The organism is Rummeliibacillus pycnus, assembly GCF_044359855.1.
Taxonomy (GTDB): domain Bacteria; phylum Bacillota; class Bacilli; order Bacillales_A; family Planococcaceae; genus Rummeliibacillus; species Rummeliibacillus pycnus_A.
Genome location: NZ_CP132291.1, coordinates 3483906 through 3506901, shown reverse-complemented (window position 1 = coordinate 3506901; position 22996 = coordinate 3483906). Strand labels below are relative to the sequence as shown.

24 protein-coding genes are annotated in these 22996 nt (G+C 35.5%); 4 read left to right on the top strand and 20 right to left on the bottom strand.

Annotated features, from left to right (window positions below):
• Nucleotides 1-7: 7 nt before the first annotated feature.
• The 14 genes from murD to Q8X41_RS16950 all read right to left on the bottom strand — a co-directional run bounded on the left by murD (nt 8) and on the right by Q8X41_RS16950 (nt 14406).
• Nucleotides 8-1360 carry a UDP-N-acetylmuramoyl-L-alanine--D-glutamate ligase gene (murD, locus tag Q8X41_RS17015; protein WP_397537429.1) on the bottom strand — a complete coding sequence of 451 codons (1353 nt, stop codon included), beginning with the start codon at nt 1358-1360 and terminating at the stop codon, nt 8-10.
• Complete coding sequence (gene mraY, locus Q8X41_RS17010; protein WP_397537428.1) at nt 1360-2331, bottom strand: phospho-N-acetylmuramoyl-pentapeptide-transferase; 972 nt, start codon at nt 2329-2331, stop codon at nt 1360-1362. Before mraY ends, murD begins: the two co-directional genes overlap by 1 nt.
• 76 nt (nt 2332-2407) lie before the next feature.
• Entirely contained in the window at nt 2408-4324 is a 1917-nt protein-coding gene (locus tag Q8X41_RS17005) for a stage V sporulation protein D (protein ID WP_397537427.1), read from the bottom strand.
• An 82-nt stretch (nt 4325-4406) separates the two neighbouring features.
• Complete coding sequence (locus Q8X41_RS17000; protein ID WP_397537426.1) at nt 4407-6524, bottom strand: penicillin-binding transpeptidase domain-containing protein; 2118 nt, start codon at nt 6522-6524, stop codon at nt 4407-4409.
• A gap of 32 nt (nt 6525-6556) precedes the next feature.
• Complete coding sequence (gene ftsL / locus Q8X41_RS16995) at nt 6557-6928, bottom strand: cell division protein FtsL (protein WP_397537425.1); 372 nt, start codon at nt 6926-6928, stop codon at nt 6557-6559.
• Nucleotides 6929-6942: 14 nt separating this feature from the next.
• Nucleotides 6943-7881 carry a 16S rRNA (cytosine(1402)-N(4))-methyltransferase RsmH gene (gene rsmH / locus Q8X41_RS16990; protein WP_397537424.1) on the bottom strand — a complete coding sequence of 313 codons (939 nt, stop codon included), beginning with the start codon at nt 7879-7881 and terminating at the stop codon, nt 6943-6945.
• 21 nt (nt 7882-7902) lie between these two features.
• Entirely contained in the window at nt 7903-8334 is a 432-nt protein-coding gene (gene mraZ, locus Q8X41_RS16985; protein WP_397537423.1) for a division/cell wall cluster transcriptional repressor MraZ, read from the bottom strand.
• A 517-nt stretch (nt 8335-8851) separates the two neighbouring features.
• A complete protein-coding gene (gene bshC, locus Q8X41_RS16980) occupies nt 8852-10468 on the bottom strand; it encodes a bacillithiol biosynthesis cysteine-adding enzyme BshC (RefSeq protein ID WP_397537422.1) in 1617 nt (538 codons plus the stop codon).
• Nucleotides 10469-10545: 77 nt separating this feature from the next.
• The gene (locus tag Q8X41_RS16975; protein WP_397540295.1) at nt 10546-10935 is read right to left on the bottom strand and encodes a DUF3397 domain-containing protein; all 390 of its coding nucleotides are present in this window, start codon (nt 10933-10935) and stop codon (nt 10546-10548) included.
• Nucleotides 10935-11837 carry a ketopantoate reductase family protein gene (locus tag Q8X41_RS16970; RefSeq protein ID WP_397537421.1) on the bottom strand — a complete coding sequence of 301 codons (903 nt, stop codon included), beginning with the start codon at nt 11835-11837 and terminating at the stop codon, nt 10935-10937. Before Q8X41_RS16970 ends, Q8X41_RS16975 begins: the two co-directional genes overlap by 1 nt.
• A 202-nt stretch (nt 11838-12039) precedes the next feature.
• Nucleotides 12040-12429: a transcriptional regulator gene (locus Q8X41_RS16965; protein WP_397537420.1), complete on the bottom strand. Its 390-nt coding sequence runs from the start codon at nt 12427-12429 to the stop codon at nt 12040-12042.
• A 53-nt stretch (nt 12430-12482) separates the two neighbouring features.
• The gene (locus tag Q8X41_RS16960) at nt 12483-13244 is read right to left on the bottom strand and encodes an enoyl-CoA hydratase/isomerase family protein (protein WP_397537419.1); all 762 of its coding nucleotides are present in this window, start codon (nt 13242-13244) and stop codon (nt 12483-12485) included.
• Nucleotides 13245-13674: 430 nt separating this feature from the next.
• A complete protein-coding gene (gene rpmF / locus Q8X41_RS16955) occupies nt 13675-13848 on the bottom strand; it encodes a 50S ribosomal protein L32 (protein WP_102692762.1) in 174 nt (57 codons plus the stop codon).
• 24 nt (nt 13849-13872) lie between these two features.
• Nucleotides 13873-14406: a YceD family protein gene (locus Q8X41_RS16950; RefSeq protein ID WP_397537418.1), complete on the bottom strand. Its 534-nt coding sequence runs from the start codon at nt 14404-14406 to the stop codon at nt 13873-13875.
• Nucleotides 14407-14532: 126 nt separating this feature from the next.
• On the opposite strand from Q8X41_RS16950, the gene Q8X41_RS16945 reads away from it, so the two are divergent.
• Nucleotides 14533-15732, top strand: a complete 1200-nt coding sequence (locus Q8X41_RS16945; protein WP_397537417.1) for a nucleotidyltransferase — start codon at nt 14533-14535, stop codon at nt 15730-15732.
• Here Q8X41_RS16945 and Q8X41_RS16940 read toward each other — a convergent pair whose 3' ends face one another.
• Nucleotides 15733-16782 (bottom strand): SepM family pheromone-processing serine protease, encoded by a 1050-nt coding sequence (locus tag Q8X41_RS16940; protein WP_397537416.1) that lies wholly within the window; start codon nt 16780-16782, stop codon nt 15733-15735.
• Between the two features lie 110 nt (nt 16783-16892).
• Here Q8X41_RS16940 and Q8X41_RS16935 point away from each other — a divergent pair, with 110 nt between their 5' ends.
• A complete protein-coding gene (locus Q8X41_RS16935) occupies nt 16893-17807 on the top strand; it encodes a hypothetical protein (protein ID WP_397537415.1) in 915 nt (304 codons plus the stop codon).
• Between the two features lie 98 nt (nt 17808-17905).
• Here the strand turns inward: Q8X41_RS16935 and coaD are convergent, their stop codons facing one another.
• From coaD to Q8X41_RS16920, 3 genes are read right to left on the bottom strand one after another with little or no spacing between them, the layout of a single operon-like run.
• Entirely contained in the window at nt 17906-18403 is a 498-nt protein-coding gene (gene coaD, locus Q8X41_RS16930; RefSeq protein WP_397537414.1) for a pantetheine-phosphate adenylyltransferase, read from the bottom strand.
• Complete coding sequence (gene rsmD / locus Q8X41_RS16925) at nt 18396-18971, bottom strand: 16S rRNA (guanine(966)-N(2))-methyltransferase RsmD (RefSeq protein ID WP_397540294.1); 576 nt, start codon at nt 18969-18971, stop codon at nt 18396-18398. Before rsmD ends, coaD begins: the two co-directional genes overlap by 8 nt.
• A 37-nt stretch (nt 18972-19008) precedes the next feature.
• The gene (locus tag Q8X41_RS16920) at nt 19009-20433 is read right to left on the bottom strand and encodes a hypothetical protein (protein ID WP_397537413.1); all 1425 of its coding nucleotides are present in this window, start codon (nt 20431-20433) and stop codon (nt 19009-19011) included.
• A gap of 54 nt (nt 20434-20487) precedes the next feature.
• Between Q8X41_RS16920 and Q8X41_RS16915 the strand changes: the two genes are divergently transcribed.
• On the top strand, nt 20488-20877 hold the full coding sequence (locus Q8X41_RS16915; RefSeq protein ID WP_397537412.1) for a methylthioribose kinase: 390 nt from the start codon (nt 20488-20490) through the stop codon (nt 20875-20877).
• Nucleotides 20878-20960: 83 nt separating this feature from the next.
• On the opposite strand, the gene Q8X41_RS16910 is transcribed toward Q8X41_RS16915, so the two are convergent.
• Complete coding sequence (locus Q8X41_RS16910; RefSeq protein WP_397537411.1) at nt 20961-21233, bottom strand: YlbG family protein; 273 nt, start codon at nt 21231-21233, stop codon at nt 20961-20963.
• 130 nt (nt 21234-21363) lie between these two features.
• On the opposite strand from Q8X41_RS16910, the gene Q8X41_RS16905 reads away from it, so the two are divergent.
• Nucleotides 21364-22263, top strand: coding sequence for a glycerophosphodiester phosphodiesterase (locus Q8X41_RS16905; RefSeq protein ID WP_397537410.1), 900 nt, complete (start codon nt 21364-21366; stop codon nt 22261-22263).
• A gap of 244 nt (nt 22264-22507) precedes the next feature.
• Here Q8X41_RS16905 and Q8X41_RS16900 read toward each other — a convergent pair whose 3' ends face one another.
• Complete coding sequence (locus tag Q8X41_RS16900; protein WP_397537409.1) at nt 22508-22957, bottom strand: YlbF family regulator; 450 nt, start codon at nt 22955-22957, stop codon at nt 22508-22510.
• Nucleotides 22958-22996: the final 39 nt, after the last annotated feature.

Here is a 22996-nt window from a genome sequence, read left to right as displayed (position 1 = left end):
ATGACAATTATTTCAAATTCATAACTGCTTCGATAAACAAATCTCCACGTGTTTCAAAGTTTGGATATTGATCCCAACTTGCGCATGCAGGTGAAAGTAAAATGACATCACCTTCATTTGATAATTCTGCTGCTTTTGGTACTGCTTCTTGAATATCCTTAGCATGGACAATTGTTTTTACACCACAAGAAGTAGCGAATTCTGCAAAACGATCTGCTGTTTGACCAGATACCACAACTACATGAACATTTGACATAAATGATCGTAATTCTTCGAATGAATGACCACGATCTAAACCACCTGCTAGTAGTACAATTGGTTGTTTAAATGCTTCAAGTGCACTACGCGTAGCAAGTGTGTTTGTTGCTTTTGAGTCATTAAAGATTTTACGTTGTTTCCATTCACGAACAAATTGTGTGCGATGTTTAACACCAGTAAATGAATTTAATACGTGTTTCATTTTATCTTTCGGACAACTCATAATAATAGCTGCCGCTACAGCTGCAAGAACATTCTCTAGGTTATGTTTACCAGGTAAAGCGATAATATCACGTTTTATAAATGGTTTACCTAACCAATAAATCATTTCATCATCTGCACTAATTCCATCCTCATTTATATGAGTCGTTGTAAATGGAATTAAGTGAGCATTTGATTTTCGAGCATATGAAGCAACGATTTCTTGGTCTGCGTTATAGATTAAATAATCTGACGCATCTTGGTTACGTGTGATACAGAATTTAGCATCACCATATGCTTCCATGGATCCATGATAATCGATATGTGCTTCAAATAAATTCGTCCAAATGGCTATTTTAGGTTTAAACATCTCAGTTCCCATTAGTTGGAAAGAAGATAATTCTGTCACAATAATATTATCGGCTTCAGCAGTTTCGGTTACAGTACAAGCTACTGTACCAATATTCCCTGCAATTAATGGCTTCAAGCCACCTTGGTTCAAAATATGGTATAGCAAAGTAGTTGTAGTTGTTTTACCATTTGAACCAGTAATACCAATCATAGGCGCTTCACTAATTAAGTAAGCTAATTCCACTTCTGTCCATACTGGAATTCCACGTTTTACTGCATCCGCTACAATAATATTTGTATATGGTATACCAGGGTTTTTAATAACTAATTCGAATCCTTCATCCAATAAATCTTCTGGGTGACGGCCACATATTACGGTAATTCCTTGTTGTAGAAGTTTTTGTGCATCCTTATTTTCTTCAAATGGTTTTGCATCATTCACTGTTACAAATGCACCCATTTTATGAAGTAATTCTGCGGCAGCTACACCACTTTTAGCTAGACCTAATACTAATACTTTTTTGTGTTCCATTATGGCTATGTTTTTCATTATAATACCTCCGGAACCACTGCGATCAATGCCGCCACTAATGCTGTTAACCAAAACGTTAGGACAATACGCCATTCTGACCAACCTGATAGTTCAAAATGGTGATGTAGTGGACTCATTTTAAAAATTCTTTTACCTGTCAATTTGAAACTGGTTACTTGCATAATAACAGATAAAGTTTCAAGGACAAAAATTATTCCGATTATTAATAATAGTAGTTCTTGACCAACTAGGATGGATAACATAGCTAACGCGCCACCTAAAGCTAGTGAACCTGTGTCGCCCATAAATACTTTTGCAGGGTTTGCATTGAAGATTAAGAAACCAAGTAAAGCACCCACAACTGAAAAGGCAAAAATGGCAACATCCAATTGATCATTTAAGAGTGCCAACACACCATAAGCTGCAAAAGCAATCGAAGCTGTTCCTGATACTAATCCGTCTAATCCATCTGTTAAATTGACTGCATTTGAAAAGCCAACTAACCAGAAGATTAAAAACAGCATATAGAATACGCCTAAATGTATTGCAAAATCTGTAAACGGAATTTGAACTGTATTATGAAACGTTCCTAACTTCATTAAGAAATAGGCCGCAATCGAAATAACTATTTGTGCGATCAGTTTTTGTAAAGATGTTAATCCCAAATTACGTTTGAAAATAATTTTGAGTCCATCATCTAAAAATCCAACTACTCCATATCCAACTAGGACGAGTATCAAAATAATTGATTGAGATGTAAATGCACCCTTTACTAAACTCATAATTACTGTTGTAGCAATAATGGAAAGTAAGAAAATGACACCACCCATGGTAGGGGTACCTGCCTTTTTCATATGCGATTTTGGTCCTTCTTCTCGAATGCTTTGACCAAATTTAAAGCGTCTTAACATAGGGATAATAATTGGTCCTAATATGACCGAACTAATAAATGAAATTGCTAAAATAATTAGCATTGTTTCGATTGACATGAAAAAATTCTCCTTCTAACCTTCTTTAGTACATGTACTATCATAGTAGTTTCAGTTACATTTTTAAAGACTAACATTACTGATTTTCTAAATAAACGTGAATAGTCCCATCTTTAACAATTTGTGCGTCTGCTTTTGGAATTTGAGAAACAATTTTATTTCCTTCTCCATGCCATTCTAAACGAAACGGATACAACATTTCTGTAATCTCTTTTTTCGTTTTGCCAACTAAATCGGGAACACGAACTTTTTCAATATCTCCCCAACGATATGGTTTTTCTAACTGGTCTTTACGATCCGTTATTCCTACAATCGGATGAATATCTTCAATAATTTGCCCAACAATTGGAGCCGCAATGACACCACCAAATTGAGAGCCATGCTTTGGATTATCGATAGCAACATAAACCACAACTTTCGGGTCATCTGCTGGGGCAAAGCCGATAAAGGATACGATATATTCTCCATCTTTATAACGCCCATTTTCTGCTTTTTGTGCAGTCCCTGTTTTTCCGCCAATTCTCAAATGATCTCTATAAGCACTTCTTCCTGATCCATTCGCAACAACAGATTCCAGAGCTGCTCGGACCTTCGCAGATGTTTCCGGTCGAATTACTTGGCGTTTTTGAGTAGGCTCATATGACTTAAGAACTTTACCATTTTCACTATTAATGATGTTTTTGACGATATAAGGCGTCATTAGTTTTCCACCATTAACAGCTGCAGAAACTGCCTGTACTTGTTGTATAGGCGTAACCGATATTCCTTGGCCAAATGAAGTCGTCGCATGTTCAACAGGACCATAATTTTTAGGTGAAAATAGAATACCTGTTGATTCCCCAGCCATATTAGAGCCTGTCACCTGTCCAAATCCAAAGTCACGGATATACTGTTGAAGTTTAGTTGGCCCAACACGTCTTCCTAATTCGATAAATCCTGGGTTACAAGAGTTTTCAACAACTTCAAGGAATGTTTCTTGACCATGCCCTGCTCGTTTCCAACAGCGCAGCCTCGCCCCTTCTACCATGGCATAACCTGGATCATAAAAGGAATCCTTTTCTAAATCAACTACATTTTCTTCTAGAGCTGCACTTAAGGTTATTATTTTAAATGTAGATCCCGGTTCATAGGTCATCCAAACTGGTAAATTACGATTATAAATCTTCGAATCTACTTTTTGGTACTCGGCTGGATTATATGTAGGAAATGAAGCTAATCCTAGTATCTCTCCAGTGTTAGGATTCATAGCAATTCCAATTGCTTGATCCGCGTCATACTTTTCCATAGCTTGAGACAATTCTCTTTCAATAACCTTTTGAACATCCATATCGATAGTCAACTCTAACGATGCACCATCTTGCCCTTCCCTCCACCCATCTTCCACGTGAGGTAAATTAGCACCTTTGGCATCTGTAAATAAACGAATAGCTGATTGCTTACCTAATAAAAGATCGTTATATTGATATTCTAACCCTGCTAGTCCTTGCATGTCACTACCAGTAAACCCTAATAATCTAGAGAGTAATTCGCCATACGGATAATCTCTAATATAATCTAAACCCGTATACAGACCTGGAATTTGTAGCTGTTGTATATGCTCAGCTACCTCACTAGTAATGTTTTTACCTTGTGGTGCAATCTTAACAATCGTCACCTTTTGTGAAAGCTTTTTTTCCAAATCTTTTTCGTCCATTTGCAATATTGGTGCCAATTGTGCTGCAACTTTTTCAGGTTCTTTATTTTGAGCAGGCATAAAATATAGTGTAGGCGCCAATTTATTTCCCACTAAAAGCTTGCCATTTCGATCGATAATATCGCCTCGTAAACTCTTCATTGGCACTTCACGGTCCCAATTCTCTTCTGCCTTTTTTGTTAAAAACTCATGTTGTATAAATTGAACGACAATCAATTTTCCAATAAGCAAAAAACCTAAACAGATAAAAATCATCAACACAAATTTTAATCTCACACTTGCTTGTTTAGTTACCCACATTGTTCGACAAATCACACCTTTTTACATTCAAAATATGATTGTAAAAAGGTGACTATGCTTTATCTAAAATATTCTTTTGAAACTACTTATATTGTTGTTGTGGTTTTTCCAATGTTAATACTAATTTTTTATTCCCATCATATACTGTACCTGGCTTTATATTTTGCTTTTGTACGTATCCATCACCGTTTACGTCAATCTCAATACCCGATAAAGATTGGTACGTTAATATGTCACGTAAAGACCACCCTTTAAAATCTGGTATTTGTATATTACCTGATGTTTTGATAAACGCATGACTTGTTGCGAATACTGATTGTCCTTTTTTCGGATATTGGTCCGTTATTTTACCTTTAGATCCAATGCGTATTGTTTGGATATTTTTTGATTCTAGATTTGTAATGACGTTGTCCGATTCTTGTCCCACAACATCTTCCATTAAAATGGATTTTTCAGTAGTGGACTTGGATGGCTTGATGTTCAAATATTTTAAACTACTATCCATCACTGTATTAAATATTTTTGACGTCGGCTCTGAGCCTACTTCGGTTACACCTAAATGTGGCTTTTCCACTGCAACATACATGATTAACTTTGGATTTTTAGCAGGAGCCATACCTAAAAATGAATATAGGAAATTATTCTTTCCCCAATAGTAGCCTCCATTTGGGTTAGGAATTTGCGCCGTACCTGTTTTACCTGCTACTTCGTATTCCTTACTTGCAAATTTTTGTGCTGTACCTTTTTCTGAAGTAACGGTTGTTGCTAACGTATCTCTTACTTGCTTAGCTGTTTCCGCTGAAATAGGATTTCCCTTTACAATCGGCTTATGTTCTTTAACAATTTCACCTGTGTTCGGATCAACAACTTTATCAATTACATAAGGTTGCATCATTTTACCATTATTAGCAACTGCCGTTTCTGCCTGAATTAATTGAATGGGTGTCACTGTAGATCCTTGACCGTACGTAGTTGTGACTCGGTTAATTGGATATTCATCTAAAATTTTCCCTGTTGCTTCGTTCGGTAAATCAATACCTGTTTTTTGACCGAAGCCAAATTTTTTCATGTATTGAATGAATGTATCATCACCAATTTTTTTCAACAGGTTAGCCATCCCAACGTTTGAGGAACGTTGAATCCCTTCTAAATATGTAATTCTACCCCATCCTACTTGGTTAGCATCTCGAATCGTACGATCGTACACTGTATATTGACCCGATTGGAACTTGTCATTCGGATTCCATTTACCTTCTTGAATTGCAGTTGCAAGTGTAAATGTCTTCATCGTCGAACCTGGTTCAAGAGTCGTTTCAGTCATTTTGTTAATCCAACTGTTATCTAACCCCTCACCCGTCTGAGGATTAAAAGTTGGACGTTGAGAGACTGCTAATATTTCACCTGTTTTAGGGTCTGCTACAACAGCAACCATTGATTCAGGATTATATTGCTTATATACCTTGCTCATAGAATCTTCTAAGAAATTTTGAATTGTCTTATCAATCGTTAGATAAACATTATCGCCATCTTTAGCGGGTTGAACCATTTCCTTACTATTCGGCAATAGATATCCGAATAAGTCACTTTTATACTGTACGTTGCCATTCACACCTGAAAGTTCTTTATTATAAATAGCTTCTAAACCCATTTTCCCTACTGTAGGAGCTTGCGGATCTTTATCATTTTTCTTTCCCGCTATACCAATTAAGTTAGATGCAAAAGTTCCGTTAGGGTAGAATCGCTTTTTATCTTCCATGAAAATAATTCCTGGAAGTTGCTCTTTTTCAATTTCTTTCATTGTTGCATGACTAATATCACGACCTGCTGCCCCAAACTCCACTTGATAAGTGTCCTTTTTTTCCGGGGTTAGCTTTTTATATATTGCATCTTCATCCATATCAATATATTTTGCTAATACAGCAGCTGTTTTCTTGGGATTTTCAACATGCATCACTTTGTTCGTGCCTTTGGACGCTTCGGGACTGACAACAGCAACTAAGCGGTAGCTAATAGCATCTTTAGCGATTACTTGCCCTTGTCTATCTAAAATATTTCCTCGATCTGCTGTAATTGTTTTTGTTTTTTCGTATCTGGCAGTTGCTTTTGCAGCCAACTGCTGACCTTCTGCTTGTCCTGTTACTTGAATATAGAAAATTCTAAAAAACATTAAAAAAAATAGGAGCCCATAGATGATTAGCATCGTGGAGGCTCCCCATTGAAACTTACTCTTTTTCATTGTCCTGACACTACTTTCACGTTATTTTCGTTGAGTTTTAAGCCCAAAGCTTTCGCTTTTTTCCAAATACGATCATATGTTGAAAGTTCACTTACTTCCATAGACAATTCTGAGTTTTGTTTTTTCACTTCATCTATACTCATTTCAGTCTTTTGAATTTCAACTGAAGTGCTATTGATCGAAGATTGAATGTTTAAATTCATTACAGCAATCACCGCAATCGCTGCAACCATTGCAATCATCAGAACTTTTTCTGTTTTTGTAATTATACTCTTGAAAGGTTTTTTCGCAGGTTTCGGGACAAGCCCTTCAGAAGCAACTGGTTGCTGAATATATATATGATGTTCCTTCTGATCAAGTAGTGCCATGTTATCAACTCCTCTTAGTCTTTGATTCTTTCAGCAATGCGTAGTTTTGCAGATCGCGCACGGTTATTTACTTCTAGTTCTTCATCTGTTGGTAATATCGGTTTTCTTGTGACAAGTTTTATATCTGGTGCTAACTCTTCTGGAACTACAGGTAAGCCAGGTGGTAATTCAGGTAATGATGAAGCTTCTTTGAAAATTGTTTTACATAAGCGATCTTCAAGAGAATGGAATGTAATGACACTTACTCGTCCACCCACATTAATCACATCAATCGCTTGTTGCAAAGACTCTTCAGCTGCTCCTAACTCATCATTAACAGCAATGCGAATTGCTTGGAAAACACGTTTTGCAGGATGTCCTCCTTTGCGTCTTGCTGCTGCTGGAATTCCTTCCTTGATTAGATCTACTAATTCACCTGTTGTACGAATTGGCTCTTCTTTTCGTGCCTCTTCAATTTTACGTGCAATTTGTTTTGAAAATTTCTCTTCTCCATAACGGTAAAAAATTCTAACTAAATCGTTGTAATCCCACTCGTTGACAACATGATAGGCAGTAAGTTCTGCTGTTGTGTCCATTCGCATATCAAGTGGTGCATCTTGATGATAACTAAAACCTCTTTCCGCATTATCAAGCTGTGGTGACGAAACCCCCAAATCGTATAAAACTCCATCTACTTTAGAAATCCCTAAATTGGCTAGTTCTTCTTTCAAATAGCGGAAGTTTGAATGGACAAACGTTACACGATCGATATAAGGAGCTAAACGAGCTTTTGCGTTGTCAATTGCAGTTAAATCTTGATCAAAACAGATGAGGCGTCCTTCATTAGATAATTGGCTAACGAGGTACTCGCTATGTCCTGCACCGCCTAAAGTACAGTCCACATAAATACCGTCAGGACGAATGTTCAATCCATCAACGGTTTCTTTCAGTAATACGGTCGTATGATTGAACAACTGAAATCCTCCTCTTTGTTGTTATATATCAAAGTCAATCATATTCTCAGCAATCTCGTTAAACGAATCCTCAGATTCTGCAAAGTATGCTTGCCAAGATTGCTGTGCCCAAATCTCAATTCTGTTGGACACGCCGAGAATGACGCATTCTTTTTCTACATGGGCATATGAGAGTAAATTCATGGGAATGTTAATACGGCCTTGCTTATCGATTTCTACCTCTGTTGCGCCTGAAAAGAAGAATCGCGTAAATGCACGTGCATCCTTTTTCGTAACAGGCAACTTTTTCAACTTTTCTTCGAGTTTCCTCCACTCTTCAATAGGATACCCAAACAAACATTGATCCAATCCTCGAGTGATGACAAAACCTTCTGCGAAATGTTCTCTAAATTTTGCTGGTATGATTAAGCGGCCTTTTGCATCAATGTTATGTTGATATTCCCCCATGAACATGGTACTCACCCCACTATATGAAAATAGATTACCACATTCCCCCACATTCCACCACTAATTCATAAGTAATTCAAAGCCAAATTTTAAAAATGTGTAAATTGTACTTAAAATCTTATTCATGTCTACATTTTCAAATACTAATAGATAATTTATGCCATGAGCTCGCATTATGTAGATTCTCTTTTTCTATATAACGAATCACACTATTACTTTTCTCACAAAAAAAGGTTATCTCAGTGAGATAACCTTTTGGTTTTTGTTATGTTTTGTTTTACACAATGGTTTTTTTAAACAATACTGTTTATATTTCGTCAGTTTCGCTACAGGAGGACGCTTTCCGGCAGGACTATGAATAGACCTCTCTGAATTAACATCGCACGAAGGAAATGCGAATGCATTTTCGAGGAGTCTCCGCCTTTCGCTCAAGTAGAATACATTAAAAATCATCAATTCTATATAATGGAGGATATTCATTTAAGAATTCTTCAAAATTAATTCTCTTTTACTACTTGGGTCGTTACAAAAAGATTACATTATGCTTTCCATTTATTGAGAATGGTAATTCCATCATATCTTTCACTAGGTCTTCACCATATTCGTTTATAAACTGGAATGGATTGAATGTTCTTTCTTGTAAACCACCGCCTGGTAGTATGCGATCTTCAACCGTACGATATTTTCTTAACTCTACATCATGTTTTAACAAGATTTCTTGTTCAATCTTACGCATTAGAAAGTCAAGTTGCGATTCATGGATTGATAAGTTTTTATCAACTAATTTTTCCAAATGGATATTGTTGTTACGTAAATGATCTTGTAATCCATCATATTGCGATTGCAGTAGCTGTTTTGTTTGTTCAAGTACTTCTTTTGCACCTGCATCATATACTTCATTTTCAAATGAAGATTTTAAAGAGGCTGTTTTCCCTGCAATGGCGTCAGCTACAGAAATTTGTAATTCATCAAGTATCGGCTGTACTTGTCGATCTACAATTGTCATATTCATGCGGGGTACAAAAACTGGCACTTTCATATTTAATGTTTCGAATGCGTCTTTTAGAGTAGACCAATATGCTAGTTCACCAGGACCCCCGACAAATGCAAGCACAGGGAATACCATATCTTGCATTAATGGTCGAGTGACAACATTATTACTTAAACAGGTTGGATTTTCTTTTGCTAGTTTTAACATTTCACTTTTTGTAAATTGAACATTTGCCATATGATTGATAAATTTACCATCATGGCGCTCTAATAAGAAACGTTCCCCATCTTTTACATAGAAAAGATTAGCAGCTTCTTTAGTCGCACCGATTGGAGTACCATATCCTAATTCAGCAAGATCTGCTTCTCGAATTGTTACGACATCTGCAATTGTTTCTGAAAGTTGAACTAGTTTTTCAAAATAGGGCGCTTCATATTCACGTAATTTTGGATTAGAAGCATCGATAAATAATAAACCCTCTTCTTTAAACAACCCATTCATTAATTGTACAAAGAAATCTGTGTATGTTGTGCTCTTTTGTAGAATAGCGTCAATGTTTGCTATTAGATTTTCTGTATAAGCTGTCTCACCATACTGCTTAAAAGTCTCGTTGATGAAATTGCGAACCATTTCAACATCTAACGCTGTAGTAGATGCCATCGTTTTCTTTTTCGGACGTTCACCATAAATATGTTTTTCTAAACGTCCATTTACTGCTGTGAAGGTATGATTAATCTCATCAATATCATGATCTTCTCCAGCAATCCAGAATACAGGCACAACAGGTATTCCTAGATTTTCACGTTGCTCTTTTGCTAATAAAATAACGGAAATTGCTTTATGGACAGAGTATAAAGGACCAGTTAGCAATCCAGATTGTTGACCTCCAACAATGACTACCGCATTATCTTCTAATTCTTGTAAATGTTCTTCTGCCTTACTCGAGATTTCAAAAGACTCCATAAAATCACGAATAATTGCCACTAATTGCCCACGACGAATAGGATGATTTTGTAAATCCTCTAAACGTTGTGAAAATGATTCTGCTCTATTTGGATAATGAAAAAATGATAATATAGACGATTTCTCCTTACGATAATCATCTAGTAAAGGATTCGTTATAGGAATCTCAATTTGCTCCAATTTCATAATATTGTAAACTCCTCTATGATAGTTAACTATATTGAAGTATAGCATTTACCTTGCGTATATATGAAAAAATACGCTCAAACGGATAGAAGAATAAATATTTTTTGAACGATTGCCACAAGTAATACTGCAATATATGTAAATGATAAAACTAAAAATAGAAAACGCCATATTTTACGAAATAAAGGCATTAACTCAATTTCTTTCTTTGTTCTCCATTCAATTACTGTAAACACCATCGCAATTAGTATTGCAATAATTAAGACCGTAAAACCTATATCAAAGGACCAAAAAAATTTTACGGTCTTGGGTATTGAAAAAAACAATATTATAGTTGTTATGTCTGCTGCTTTGCTAAAGTGATTCACTGATTCCTTGGTGAACTTTTTTAACATTAGATATAGTATTCCTAAAATAAGAAACGGGCATAACACGAAAATATCCAATATAACGGATAAAATCGCCATCAATTTCTTACACCACCTTCTTGCATCGCCTGTAATAATGAATAACAAGTTGATAGCATGTGGACTGCATAGCCTCTTTCTTGAGCTAAATCGATGATGCCACCTAAAATCGTATCAATCTCCATTATTCTTCCATTCAAATAATCCGCAAACATTGAAGAAGTATTTTGTGCGGTATTTTTACATACATTTGCTACATCCTCAAATGAAAGCTCAGATTTTTGTTCAGGAAAGGCTGTCATTACTTCTTGATATAATTGGTGCAGTATTTTTTCGCTAGATGGATACTCGATAAGCGCACCATTTTTCACTCTTAGTATAGTGGTTAGAGTATTCACAAAGCAATTCAATAGTGCTTTTCGTAACAACATTTTACTGTAATCATTCATTAAAGCAACAGGAAACTCATTTGAGGCTAGTAATGAATACTTTTCAACATTTGATTGTTGACCTCTGTAATTTGCTATTTTCAAAGCACCAATACCACGATGTATTACACTGTGGTTATCAACTTTTTCAGCCCCAAATTCCACAGATCCCATTAAAATCGTATTCTGTTTAAGATTTTTTGCAAACTCTATATGCCGAATGCCATTTTGGATAAATAATAGCTCTGTATCTTCTGATAACTGATTAAATAATGGGGTTAACTCATTAAGATGGTGATATTTTACTGCAATAATCCAGATGGCTTGTTGTTGTAAATCTGTAGCATTTGTACTCACAACAAATTTCTGGACACTTTTCTCACCATAACAATTCGTAAATGTTACTCCTTCATTTTGAATAGCTAATCGCTGTTTTTCTGAATGAACAAGCAATTCTACTGAATGTCCAAATTGAGCGAGAGAATTAGCGATAACAAGTCCAACGGCTCCTCCACCAACGATAACAAAATGCATCTGCACACCTCTTCTTTATACTTAACCCTAAAAAGGATCCACCTTAATTGGCAAACCTTGCGGATATCATTATTATACTGGATATACTGGATGTTTTCGATATGGTGTTAATAATTGCTGCTTGGACTCTAACTAATCTAATTCTTATAAAATTCGAATATCAGGGTAGAAACATATATTACTTCAAGAAAAAAGGAAACATCTATTCAGATGTTTCCTTTTTTAAAAATTGCGTACCCGTTTCAACCCATTGAAGCAATTCCGAATAATTATGTTGAAGTTGATCATAGTCATCTTTCAACTCAAAATAAGCTTCTGATAATTGATCAAAACTTGTTAACGCTTGCTTTAAATGCGTTCTCATCATTTGTTTGGGCTGAGACTTTGCATTATCTAATTCCTTTTCGTGAATTTTACGTAATGTTTTATTCCATCTAAATCCACATGCTTGTTTTGTCCTACCTAAAGCTTCCGCTGCCTCCTGGAAGCCTGCTAATTGCGAGCGTCCTTCACTGACTGCCTGTAACACAATTTGTGCTAGGCGGTCATCATCTTGCTGAAGCCATTGATCTTTTCGCTTTTTTAATTCCATACATATCACCTCGCATTTTTTACTACTATATGCGAGATTTTCAAGTTTAGAAGTTATTTTGTTTTTGATAGAAACTGTTTTACAGCTTTATGGTGTTCTTCACCTTCCCATAATTTTGCACATGTTTTGACTTCATCCATAACACGGTCAAACAAATTACGTTCACGCCATTTCCGTAACTCCATTTCTTTATATGCTTTGTGGACACTTGGATGAATTTTCTTCATATCTGCTATAAATTCAGCTAAAGCTAGTTCTTTATCGTTTTCAAAAACACGCATAGCAAAGCCAATTTCGTAAAGTAATTCTGCTGGGTATACTTTTGCATCTACTAACATTTTCAGTGCTCGATCATGGCGTAAACCTCTTTCAAATAAGTATGTTCCCCCACCCCATCCGGAAGTAATACCTAATGTCCCTTGTATAAAGCCACACTTTGCTTCTTTTTTAACTAATCGAAAATCGCATGCAGTAGCTATCTCGCAACCTCCACCTACAGCAGCACCATTAATGAGTGCAATTGTAGGGACTGGTAATGTTGCAAGTTCATATAAAATTTTCGCCATTTTACTTAGCATTCCAAAAGCTTGTTCTTCCGTAAAGAGATTATGAAATTCTGATAAGTCCCCACCGGAGCAAAAAGCTCGATCACCTTCACCTGTAACTACTAAAAAACGTACAGATTTATGATCATGTACGTATGTAATAACTTCTTTAAATCCTTCCATTACTTCATCATTAATCGCGTTACGTTTTTCCGGTCGATTAATTGTAAATGTTAATACACCATCTTGTTCTGAAAAATAATAAGCCATTAAAATATCCCCTTTGCTTAATAATTTGAAATTATCAATTATTTTACCATAAAAATCATATATAAATATATTTAGCTTTATCATTTAAATAAAAGGTTAGGCTCTGCTAAACTTTACTGATGATTATTACACAGTTGAAGTAGCCGTACGTTCCCTCTTCCACTAGCTTCCTCTTTTTTTAAGCATTGCTTCGTTATAACGTTTGACAAGTTTTTCGGCAGTAGTGTCGGGACATACACCTCCACTTCTATAATACTTTCCCTAGATTGTGTTCCTTCAAAAAATCCATTTGAGTAGTTTTATTCAATTGTTTTTATACCCCAACAAATAGTATAGGCCTAAAAACAATGATGAAGTTTAATTAAAAATAAAAAAAGACCACTTGAGAGCCATGGTCTCTCTAGTAGTCTTTTTTAGAACAAATACTGAATTATTTGCTCACAACTTCTTTACCTTTGTATTGTCCACATGCTTTACATACATGGTGAGCCAATTTAAGTTCACCACAGTTTGGGCAAGCAACCATACCTGGTACAGCTAGTTTAAAATGTGTGCGACGTTGACGTTTCGCAGTTTTAGAAGTTCTTCTAAATGGTACAGCCATTGATGGCACCTCCTTACAGATCGGTTATTCGTCTGTTTGATCAAAATACTTAGCTAATGCAGCCAGTCTTGGATCCGTTTTTTGTGCGTCTTTTTCTTTTTGACTTAAAAACTCATCTTCCGTTAAATAAGACCAATTGGATTTATTTTTTGGAGCTGGATTTTCAGCACCTTCTTTGAACACTTGTAATGGAATTTCTAATAAAATTAGTTCTTCTAAAACAGGGTCAACATCTATTACTTCCCCTTCAACAGGATGAACATTATCATATTCATCTGCATTTACTTCGTCAGACCAGCTAAAAACTTCATCTGATTCAATATCAAAAGGGAACTCGACATCTTCCCAAGTTCGTGAACAAGGAAGTGTAAGTGTGCCTGTCAATTGGAAATGACAATTCATTTGACCTGCACCAAAAGTGCAGAATCCTTTTACATGAACGGGTGTAATACGGCGAATGTCCGTATTACGACGCATAAGTCCGTCCAATTGAACAATTTCGTCAATTGGCATCCCGTTTTGGCGATATTTGGATAATTGTGGGATTGCCCATTTCATACGTTTATCACCTCAAGACAACAAAGTTGATTATATAATGCTAATTTATAGATGTCAAGATATTTTCTTGTCACTAACCAAAAGTCCTCGTATAATCATATTACTAAGTATAAACGGGGTGAAGATTTGATTGCAACTGGTGTAATTGTCGAATACAATCCATTTCATAACGGACATCTCTATCATATCAAAAAATCACGTGAACATACAGATGCAGATGTAATGATTGCAGTAATGAGTGGTCATTTTTTGCAGCGGGGTGAGCCTGCCTTTGTTGATAAATGGGCTAGAACGAAAATGGCACTAGCTAGTGGAGTGGATCTAGTCATTGAACTGCCATACGTTTATGCTACGGCTCAAGCAAGTGACTTTGCTAAGGGTGGGGTCCTATTACTAGAAGCCTTACAATGTGATTTTTTATCTTTTGGAAGTGAACAAGGAGACATTGCACCGTTTTTGCATACTTATAGCCTTTTAGAGGCAGGAAACGGTGCTTTTCAAGAAAATATCAAGAAATTAGTTAAAACCGGTTTAAGCTATCCTCAAGCTTTAAATACAGCCTACCAACAGCTTATCCCAAATAGCGGGCATACATACGCTGATTTAACAAAGCCTAATAATATTCTTGGCTATCATTACGTAGAAACTGCCCAAAAATATCATACACATGTAAAGCCGATTACGATTCAACGTATACAAGCAGGGTATCATGATGCGATACAGGATGGTACGACAATCGCTAGTGCAACGGGTATTCGTCAAGCGATTCAGGAACAACACTCCATACAAAATGTCACTTCATTTTTACCGGAGGCATCTTACAGTGTATTAACAGATTGGCACAAAGAATATCACCATTTCGCAAATTGGGAACTTTTTTGGCCATATTTGAGATTTTCCATTCTACGTCTAACACCGGAACAAATTGCATCATTCGCAGAGGTTACTGAGGGGATAGAATTTTTAATCATACAAGCTGCGAAGGAATGCCAAGATTTTAATAGTTTTATGCAAAAAGTAAAATCTAAGCGTTATACTTGGACAAGAATACAACGCATGATTACGCATATTTTCACTAACTTTACATGGCAACAGCTAAAAGCGTCGAATCTTCCTAGCTATATTCGCATACTTGGTATGACCCAAAATGGGCAACGTTATTTATCTGAGCGAAAAAAACTTTTTACTTTACCAGTTATAAGTCGTGTTGCAAGCTCCACTGATGCAATGTTACTTCAAGATATTCATGCAACTGATTTATATATGCTAACTCTTGGAAAAAATAAAATGGGCATGGATTTTAAAATCCCGCCCATTCGTTATTGATTATTTCTTTTCCGGAAGATTTTCTAAATATTTCAAAGCGTCATCTACAGTTTTAACGGGTACGATTTTCATTTTCGTGCCCAATTTTTTTGCCTCTTTTACAGCTTCTTGGTAATTAGATTGAATTCCAGGATTCTTCTTCTTCACAATTTCAGGTAATGTGTCATTTGGTGCAAAGAAAATTTCAACGCCAGCATCGTTTGCAGCAATTACTTTTTTATCAATTCCACCAATCCGACCAACTTCGCCTGTTTCGTACATTTCACCCGTACCTGCAATATTGTATCCTTTTGTTAAATCACCTTTTGTTAGCTGGTCAATGATTTCTAGAGTGAACATTAATCCAGCTGATGGTCCACCAATATCTTCTGCATTAATGACAACTTTAGGGTTTGTAGTAATCGTTGTGCTATCTGCAAATGATATACCTAGACCAATCTTCCCTTGTGCTCCAGGAATCTCTTTAAGTGTAATTGATTTCTCCATAATAATATCATCGTGTTTAATTTTAACTTTTACTTGATCTCCCTTTTTCTTTGTTTCTAAATAATCTACAAGTTCTGTATGTTTATGAACTTCTTTACCATCAATACCGATGACTTCATCGCCAGTATTTAGAATCCCGTCTGCAGCACCTTTTTCAACGACAGAGTAAACATATACTCCATTGTAATGAACCTTATAGTCGAGACCCGCTTTTTTATAAGCTACATACTTTGCATTAAATTGAGAATCTGTCATAAGTTTAAGCTGACGGTTGTTATAATCTTTATCACTTTCATTTGGGCTTCTGACTTGGCTCGTTTTTAAAATTTCTTTTTCATCGCTAAAATGAGCTAAAGCATAAGTAAATGGGGTAGCGACAGACATTGCGACAGTCATCATATTTAATTTCCCTTTACTCGGCTCATCTGCATGCTCAACTTTTACATAGTTATCTAAATCATATGCACCGCCTGGCTGCATAATATAATAATGCATCGGATAAACAAAACCTAGGATTATTAGCGCCGTTAAAATAATTAATGCCAAAAACTTTTTTAAATTCATTTGGTACACCTCACTTTAGTCATATCATATGACGCTACATTAGAAAATTTGTTCGCTTACACCGTTTAATTAGTTTATCACTTGTTCTCATAAAATTATAAGAATGGATGATGTTCATCGTATTACACTACAGCAATATATTGATATGCTGGCTTTTTATTCTTTTATTACTTTTACAACCTGGACTAGCCCACGAAGGTGCCGATACAGGTATGGAGCTCTTTATTGATCATTTGTTTCCATACTTACTTCCGTATCTTATACTGACTCAATGGCTTTTACGATTAACAAACGTCTCCAGTATACCACAGCATTCGAAATGGAAATTTTACTTACAAGTTTATTCTCTTAGTGCATTAGGAGGCTTTCCTACTGGTGCAGCGACTATTAGCTTTTTGTATAAACAACAGCAAGTCACAAAAAAAGAAGCCCCATTGTTATTAGCAATTTGCCATGCTCCAAGTCCTCTTTTTGTTGTTGGTTTTGTCGGTGTTGAAATTCTAAAAAACCCCAATAGCGGCTGGTATATGCTCGCATTAATTCATTTTGTTAATATTGTCATGCTCGCTATTTTTATTCTTAAATTCCGAAAAAAAAATACCCATTCGATTGTTTCGCAACAACCAGATACCGTTACATCACCACTTATTGAAAGTATCAAAAATAGCTTACCCACGGTTCTACTAGTAGCTGCTACAGTTATTTTTTTTACAACCATAAGTTTTGTATTGACTGAAACTTTGTTACGATTTGTCCATCAATTACCTAATGCTATTATGCTTTCACTCTATAGTCTTCTTGAAATGACATCTGGCTTAGACGCTTCACAAAACTTATTTGCAAATTCTAAGTGGTTAGAATTGATAGTAATTACTATCTTATCGATGCAAGGTTTAAGTATTCATTTACAAGTTGCTGTTCTTGCCAAAGAAGCAAGAATATCCATGAAACCTTATGTATATACAAGAGTTTTCCAAACATTATTGATTCCTTTTTTATATTGGTTAATTTTTATTTCTCATTAGGCTTACTTAGATATCCCATCTTTATAGAGTAGGGTTATGTGTGAAGTTTCACTTTATAATAAAAAAGTTACCACGCATTAATACGTGGTAACCTTTCATTATTTTTCAATAGATTTTTGTTTGAATTTTTCTATCAATGCTTCTTCGACAATAGCAGGAACTAAGTCATGAATATCTCCACCATATTGTGAAACTTCCTTCACTATACTAGAACTTAAAAAAGAATATTTGTTTTGAGTCATGATAAAAAAGGTTTCAATTTGTTTATCTAAAAAACGGTTCATCGAAGTTATTTGCATTTCATATTCAAAGTCAGATACTGCACGTAAACCACGGACGATTGCATTCGCATTTTTAGACTTCGCATAGTTAATTAGTAACCCCGATGAAGAGTCAATTTTTACATTTGGCATATTCTCTGTAACTCTTGCAATTAAATCCATCCGTTCATCGACATTAAATAACGGATTTTTGCTTGAATTATTCATAACAGCTACATATACAATATCAAAAATATCTGCAGCACGTTTAATAATATCTAAATGACCATTAGTGATCGGGTCAAAACTTCCCGGTACTACAGCGATTTTATCCAACGTAATCTCCTTCTCCCTCTGCTAGACGATAGAATGAAATAATCGTACCACCATATTTTTCTTCTCGGACTTTATGAAAATTTAAAAACTCATCTGGTAAATTCGTTTCCGTATCATGCTCACAGACAATTGTCCCACCATCTGATATCACACCGTTTGATACGATGTCTTCTACCATTTTATAATATTGACTCTTTTTATATGGTGGATCTAAAAAAATCAAATCTGCACAAACTTCTTTTTTTATCAAAATTTTTAATGCACGTGTTGCATCATTTCGATACATCTCTGTGCAATCTTCATAGCGGCACTTTTCAATATTGGATTTTAAGTTTTGGAAAGCACGTCCATCTTTTTCTATGAAAATGGCCTTGTTCATTCCTCTACTTAATGCTTCGATACCTAAGCCACCACTACCTGCAAATAAATCAAGTACAATTCCTCCATCGAAATATGGGCCTAAAATATTGAATAAGGATTCCTTTACTTTATCTGTTGTTGGTCGTGTCGTCATACCATTAACTGCTTTTAACGGCATTCCTTTACGTTCTCCTGAAATTACTCTCATCATTCACCAAACCTTTGTGCCTATAAATACGGCGTATCTATTGCCCATTCTTGCTTGTAATAATATCAATGCGTTTATCTGATTTCTCGACATTTACGAGGAATAATCGAACTAGCCAAGCTTCTTCTATGAAGTAATCATTACCATATTTTTCGATTGGTTGCGATATAAAATCATAACGATGATCATTATATACGTAGAATGGTTCATCCATAGGGAATCTAAATGAGCGTGAATCACTCTTTACATAGAATCCATTGGTTCCTACTTTTGAAGTATATCCAAGGTTCTTTAATATTGGTTTTACTGAATATAGAATACGTCCATCTTTAAATATAACTTGCATATTTTTTTGTTGCAATTCATTTATATAAACTGGACGTTTATCTTCAAATAATAATGGTGCTATTTTCCCCCCATTATTAGCATTCATATCAAAGAATGATGTTTTTAATTGCAGAGATTCAGATAACAAATGATCAAGGGAAGTTGTTGTTACTTCTTTACCTTCCATTTTTTCTAAACCTTTTTTCCATATTGCCAATTGATCCTGATTCATATAATTTTTCAACACAGCAATCATTTTCTTTGCCTTATCAGACCCCAATGTGCGATCTGATAAAAATGATGCTACAATTGCTGGTGCCCATGATGGAGAGGTATCAAATTTATATTTTTGATAAATTTGAGATAAGATTACTTTTTGTTCTACTGTTTTTTCGTTCAGTTCAGATGTAAATAAAATACGCCCTGCAGATTTTCTCTTTTTATTTGTTTCAATAACTGCTACATGTTCAAAGTTCTCTAAGTTTAAACCCTTTAGAGAATTTGCTAAATCACCTGTGATGTCATTCATACCGTAAAGCGTTAGTTGATCATTCGTAAACACTTTTTTCATTTTACTTTTTTGCCAATATAGAGATGTTACAGGACCATTTCCACTAAACATTGTATATTGGACAAGCTTCAATGTTTTACTATCCACTTCGGGTAATCCGGTAATCCATTGGCCACCTGAACGAGTTTCATCAGTAATATGTACAGTAGTATGTACAGGCGTCCCTTTTTGTAAAGTTAAAAAAACATCCTGCAGAACCTGCCCCGATTTTAGCCCTTTTTTAGATACAGGGATTACATAGGCTAAAGTTTGTTCTTCTGTTTTTCCTTTTTGTAATCCGGTTAGCGTTTTGTTTAACCTACTACAGTTGTTTTTATCCTCTGAAGAACAAGTTTTGTTTATACTCTTTGTTGGCCATTTAAACTTCATGTTTTCATTTGGCAGTGAACTTAGGTGATGATTAATAATCAGTTTTCCTTTCCGATAAACAACGTCGATATCTTGATTATAGTGAAAGGCCTTGTCTTCTTCTTTTAATTGATCAGAATAGACATGGTACTGAAAAGTCAACATAATACCATTTATAAATAACAGTATGGAAAATAAACTGGCTGCAAATTTCATGTGCTAATCCTCCAAATCATGATACTATGTGTTAAGAAAGGACGTGTATAATATATGATTCAACAATTCATAGAACTAGGAGAAGGCTACGGGGACATTTACGAGCTTTGTGAACTAATGAAAACAAATAAGCATCGTATTAGTCGTACATTTATATTTACTGCAACAGATGGTGATAAAAAAGTAGCATCAATCGCTTCTGTATTTGAACCTGTTGGTGACAGTAAATTTACACCGATCTATATTTGCCGAGAAGGGATTCCTTATTCGACTGAAAAGCCTTCAAAACGTTTAGAAATTTTCGAGGAGACTGCAAAAGAAGTAGATCAATTACTGATTACTTTAGATGTAAAGCATTCCTCTGTTTATGCTGAAAAAGAGCTATATTATCAATACTTGATTGGTATACTACGCCTTTATCACTACATCCCATCATTGCACTAATTGCTTATTTTAGTAGCAAAACTATATTGACACTAGATAAATTTTACTATCATTATTCTATATCGACAGAGATTGTTAATCCTTTATAGACCCGTTTTGTAATCATACTCTTTTGCTTTATCTGGTTTGGCATTTTCAAACTTCGTAGAGACAAATGGACGATAAGACGGTAAGACTTCTCTCACATAAGGGAGACGGGTCAATTTAGCTATAGTACTTTCAATTTCTTCTTGATTGCAATATAAAACGACATATTTTAGTCTTCTTGAAATATAATGTACATGCCCATATCTACGCATTGATTTAGCCTGTTTTAGGTGATGTACATATACGATTAAGCCTTGTCGATCTCTCATTTGGATTCCCTCTTTTCTTACCATCAAGAATACCATAGCTTTGAATTTTCACGCAACCAAGTTTAGCTGACAGGATAGAGGTAAATCCGTTATAATAGAAAAATAAGTCTGCATTTTGAGGAGGACTAATATGGGAAAGAAAACGAAAGTAGCAATCGCAATTGCTGCGGCAAGTGCAGCGGCTTGGGCAGGGTCTAAAGCTCTTTCTAAACCACAAAAACGTGAAAGTAAAGATGCATTAACTTATGAGCATCCAGTAGTTTTAGCACATCGTGGCGGATCACATTTAGCACCAGAGCATACAATGGCAGCATTTCGTAAAGCCGACAATCTTGGTGTAGATGGATTTGAGATTGACATTCGTCTTACGAAAGATGAAGAAATCGTCGTATTTCACGATGATTATGTCGATCGTACTTGCGATGGTACTGGACGCGTGGCTGACCTAACATTAGATGAATTATGTAAGTATAATTTTGGATATAATTTTGTTGATTTAGATGGTTATCTCTCTTTCCGTGATGAATTTGAATCGATTGTTACTCTACGTGAATTATTGACTGAGTTCCCGGATAAGTTCGTAAATATTGATATGAAAGATGCGCCTGATACATATGAAGGTGGCCTTATGCCTTCTAAACTATGGCGTTTAATCGAAGAACTTGATGCAGCAAATCGTGTAGTAGTTACTAGTTTTTATGATGAACAAATCGACCGTTTTAACCTCTATGCTCAAAGCAAAGTAGCATTAGGCGCAGGGCAGGCTGAAGTAAGAAAAGCTTATACTTCTTTCACAAGTCAATTTGGACATTTATATCATCCTAAAGTTGATGTGTTCCAAATTCCAGAAAAACATGGCGTTTTTGCATTAGATAATCAAAGCTTCATACAATTTTTAAACGACTTAAATATTCCAGTTCATTATTGGACCGTCAATGATGCATTATCAATGAGAAAATTAGTCAATATTGGGGCAAGAGGAATTGTCACAGATCGCCCTGATTTGGCAGTCAAAGTTGTCAATCTATAAAAAGACATTAAATGTATCCATCCAAAAAGAGGTTTCTACTAAAAGTAGAAACCTCTTTTTATTTTAATAAGCTAAACGCGCCCTATTTAAAGCTAAATACTGCTTACTGTGACAAATGTTGTCTGCGAAGAAGCAAGCAGCGTGATAGAGGCGCAGCAAATATCGGATATAAATCCAATGGACTCTCCATGGGCTGGTACGTGAAGCTGGATAGATTTAATAATTATTAAATTCATTTATTTTCTTACGCAGAACATGAACAGCTACCACCTGAACCGCACCCTCCGCTACTACAAGAGGAACCAGATTGGAAGAATGGATTACTTACAGGTACTTTAACAGCTTCAGAGACTGTTTTTCCAATTAGTAAACTAATTTCATCCAATAAATTCTGGTATTCATTTTCTGCAATTCTAAGTGCAGAAACTTTATCATTAACATCAAGTTCACGTTTTTTTACACGAATTGATTTCATAATCGTTTGATAATCTGGATGGTATTTTCCAAATCGTTGTACATCCTCGTACTGCTCTTTCATCCGCTGAAAATCATTAATTTCACGAACAAGTCCGGCATCTGAATAAACCGCCTCATGCGCCCTTTGAAGGCTCGCAAATTGTTCGGAGGAACGGATCATAGTGTTCAGTACTTCTACTTCTTCAAGAATTAATGCCCAATCAGAAGTCATTATCATCTTTATTTCCCCCAATCTACTCCTATCATAACAGATTTA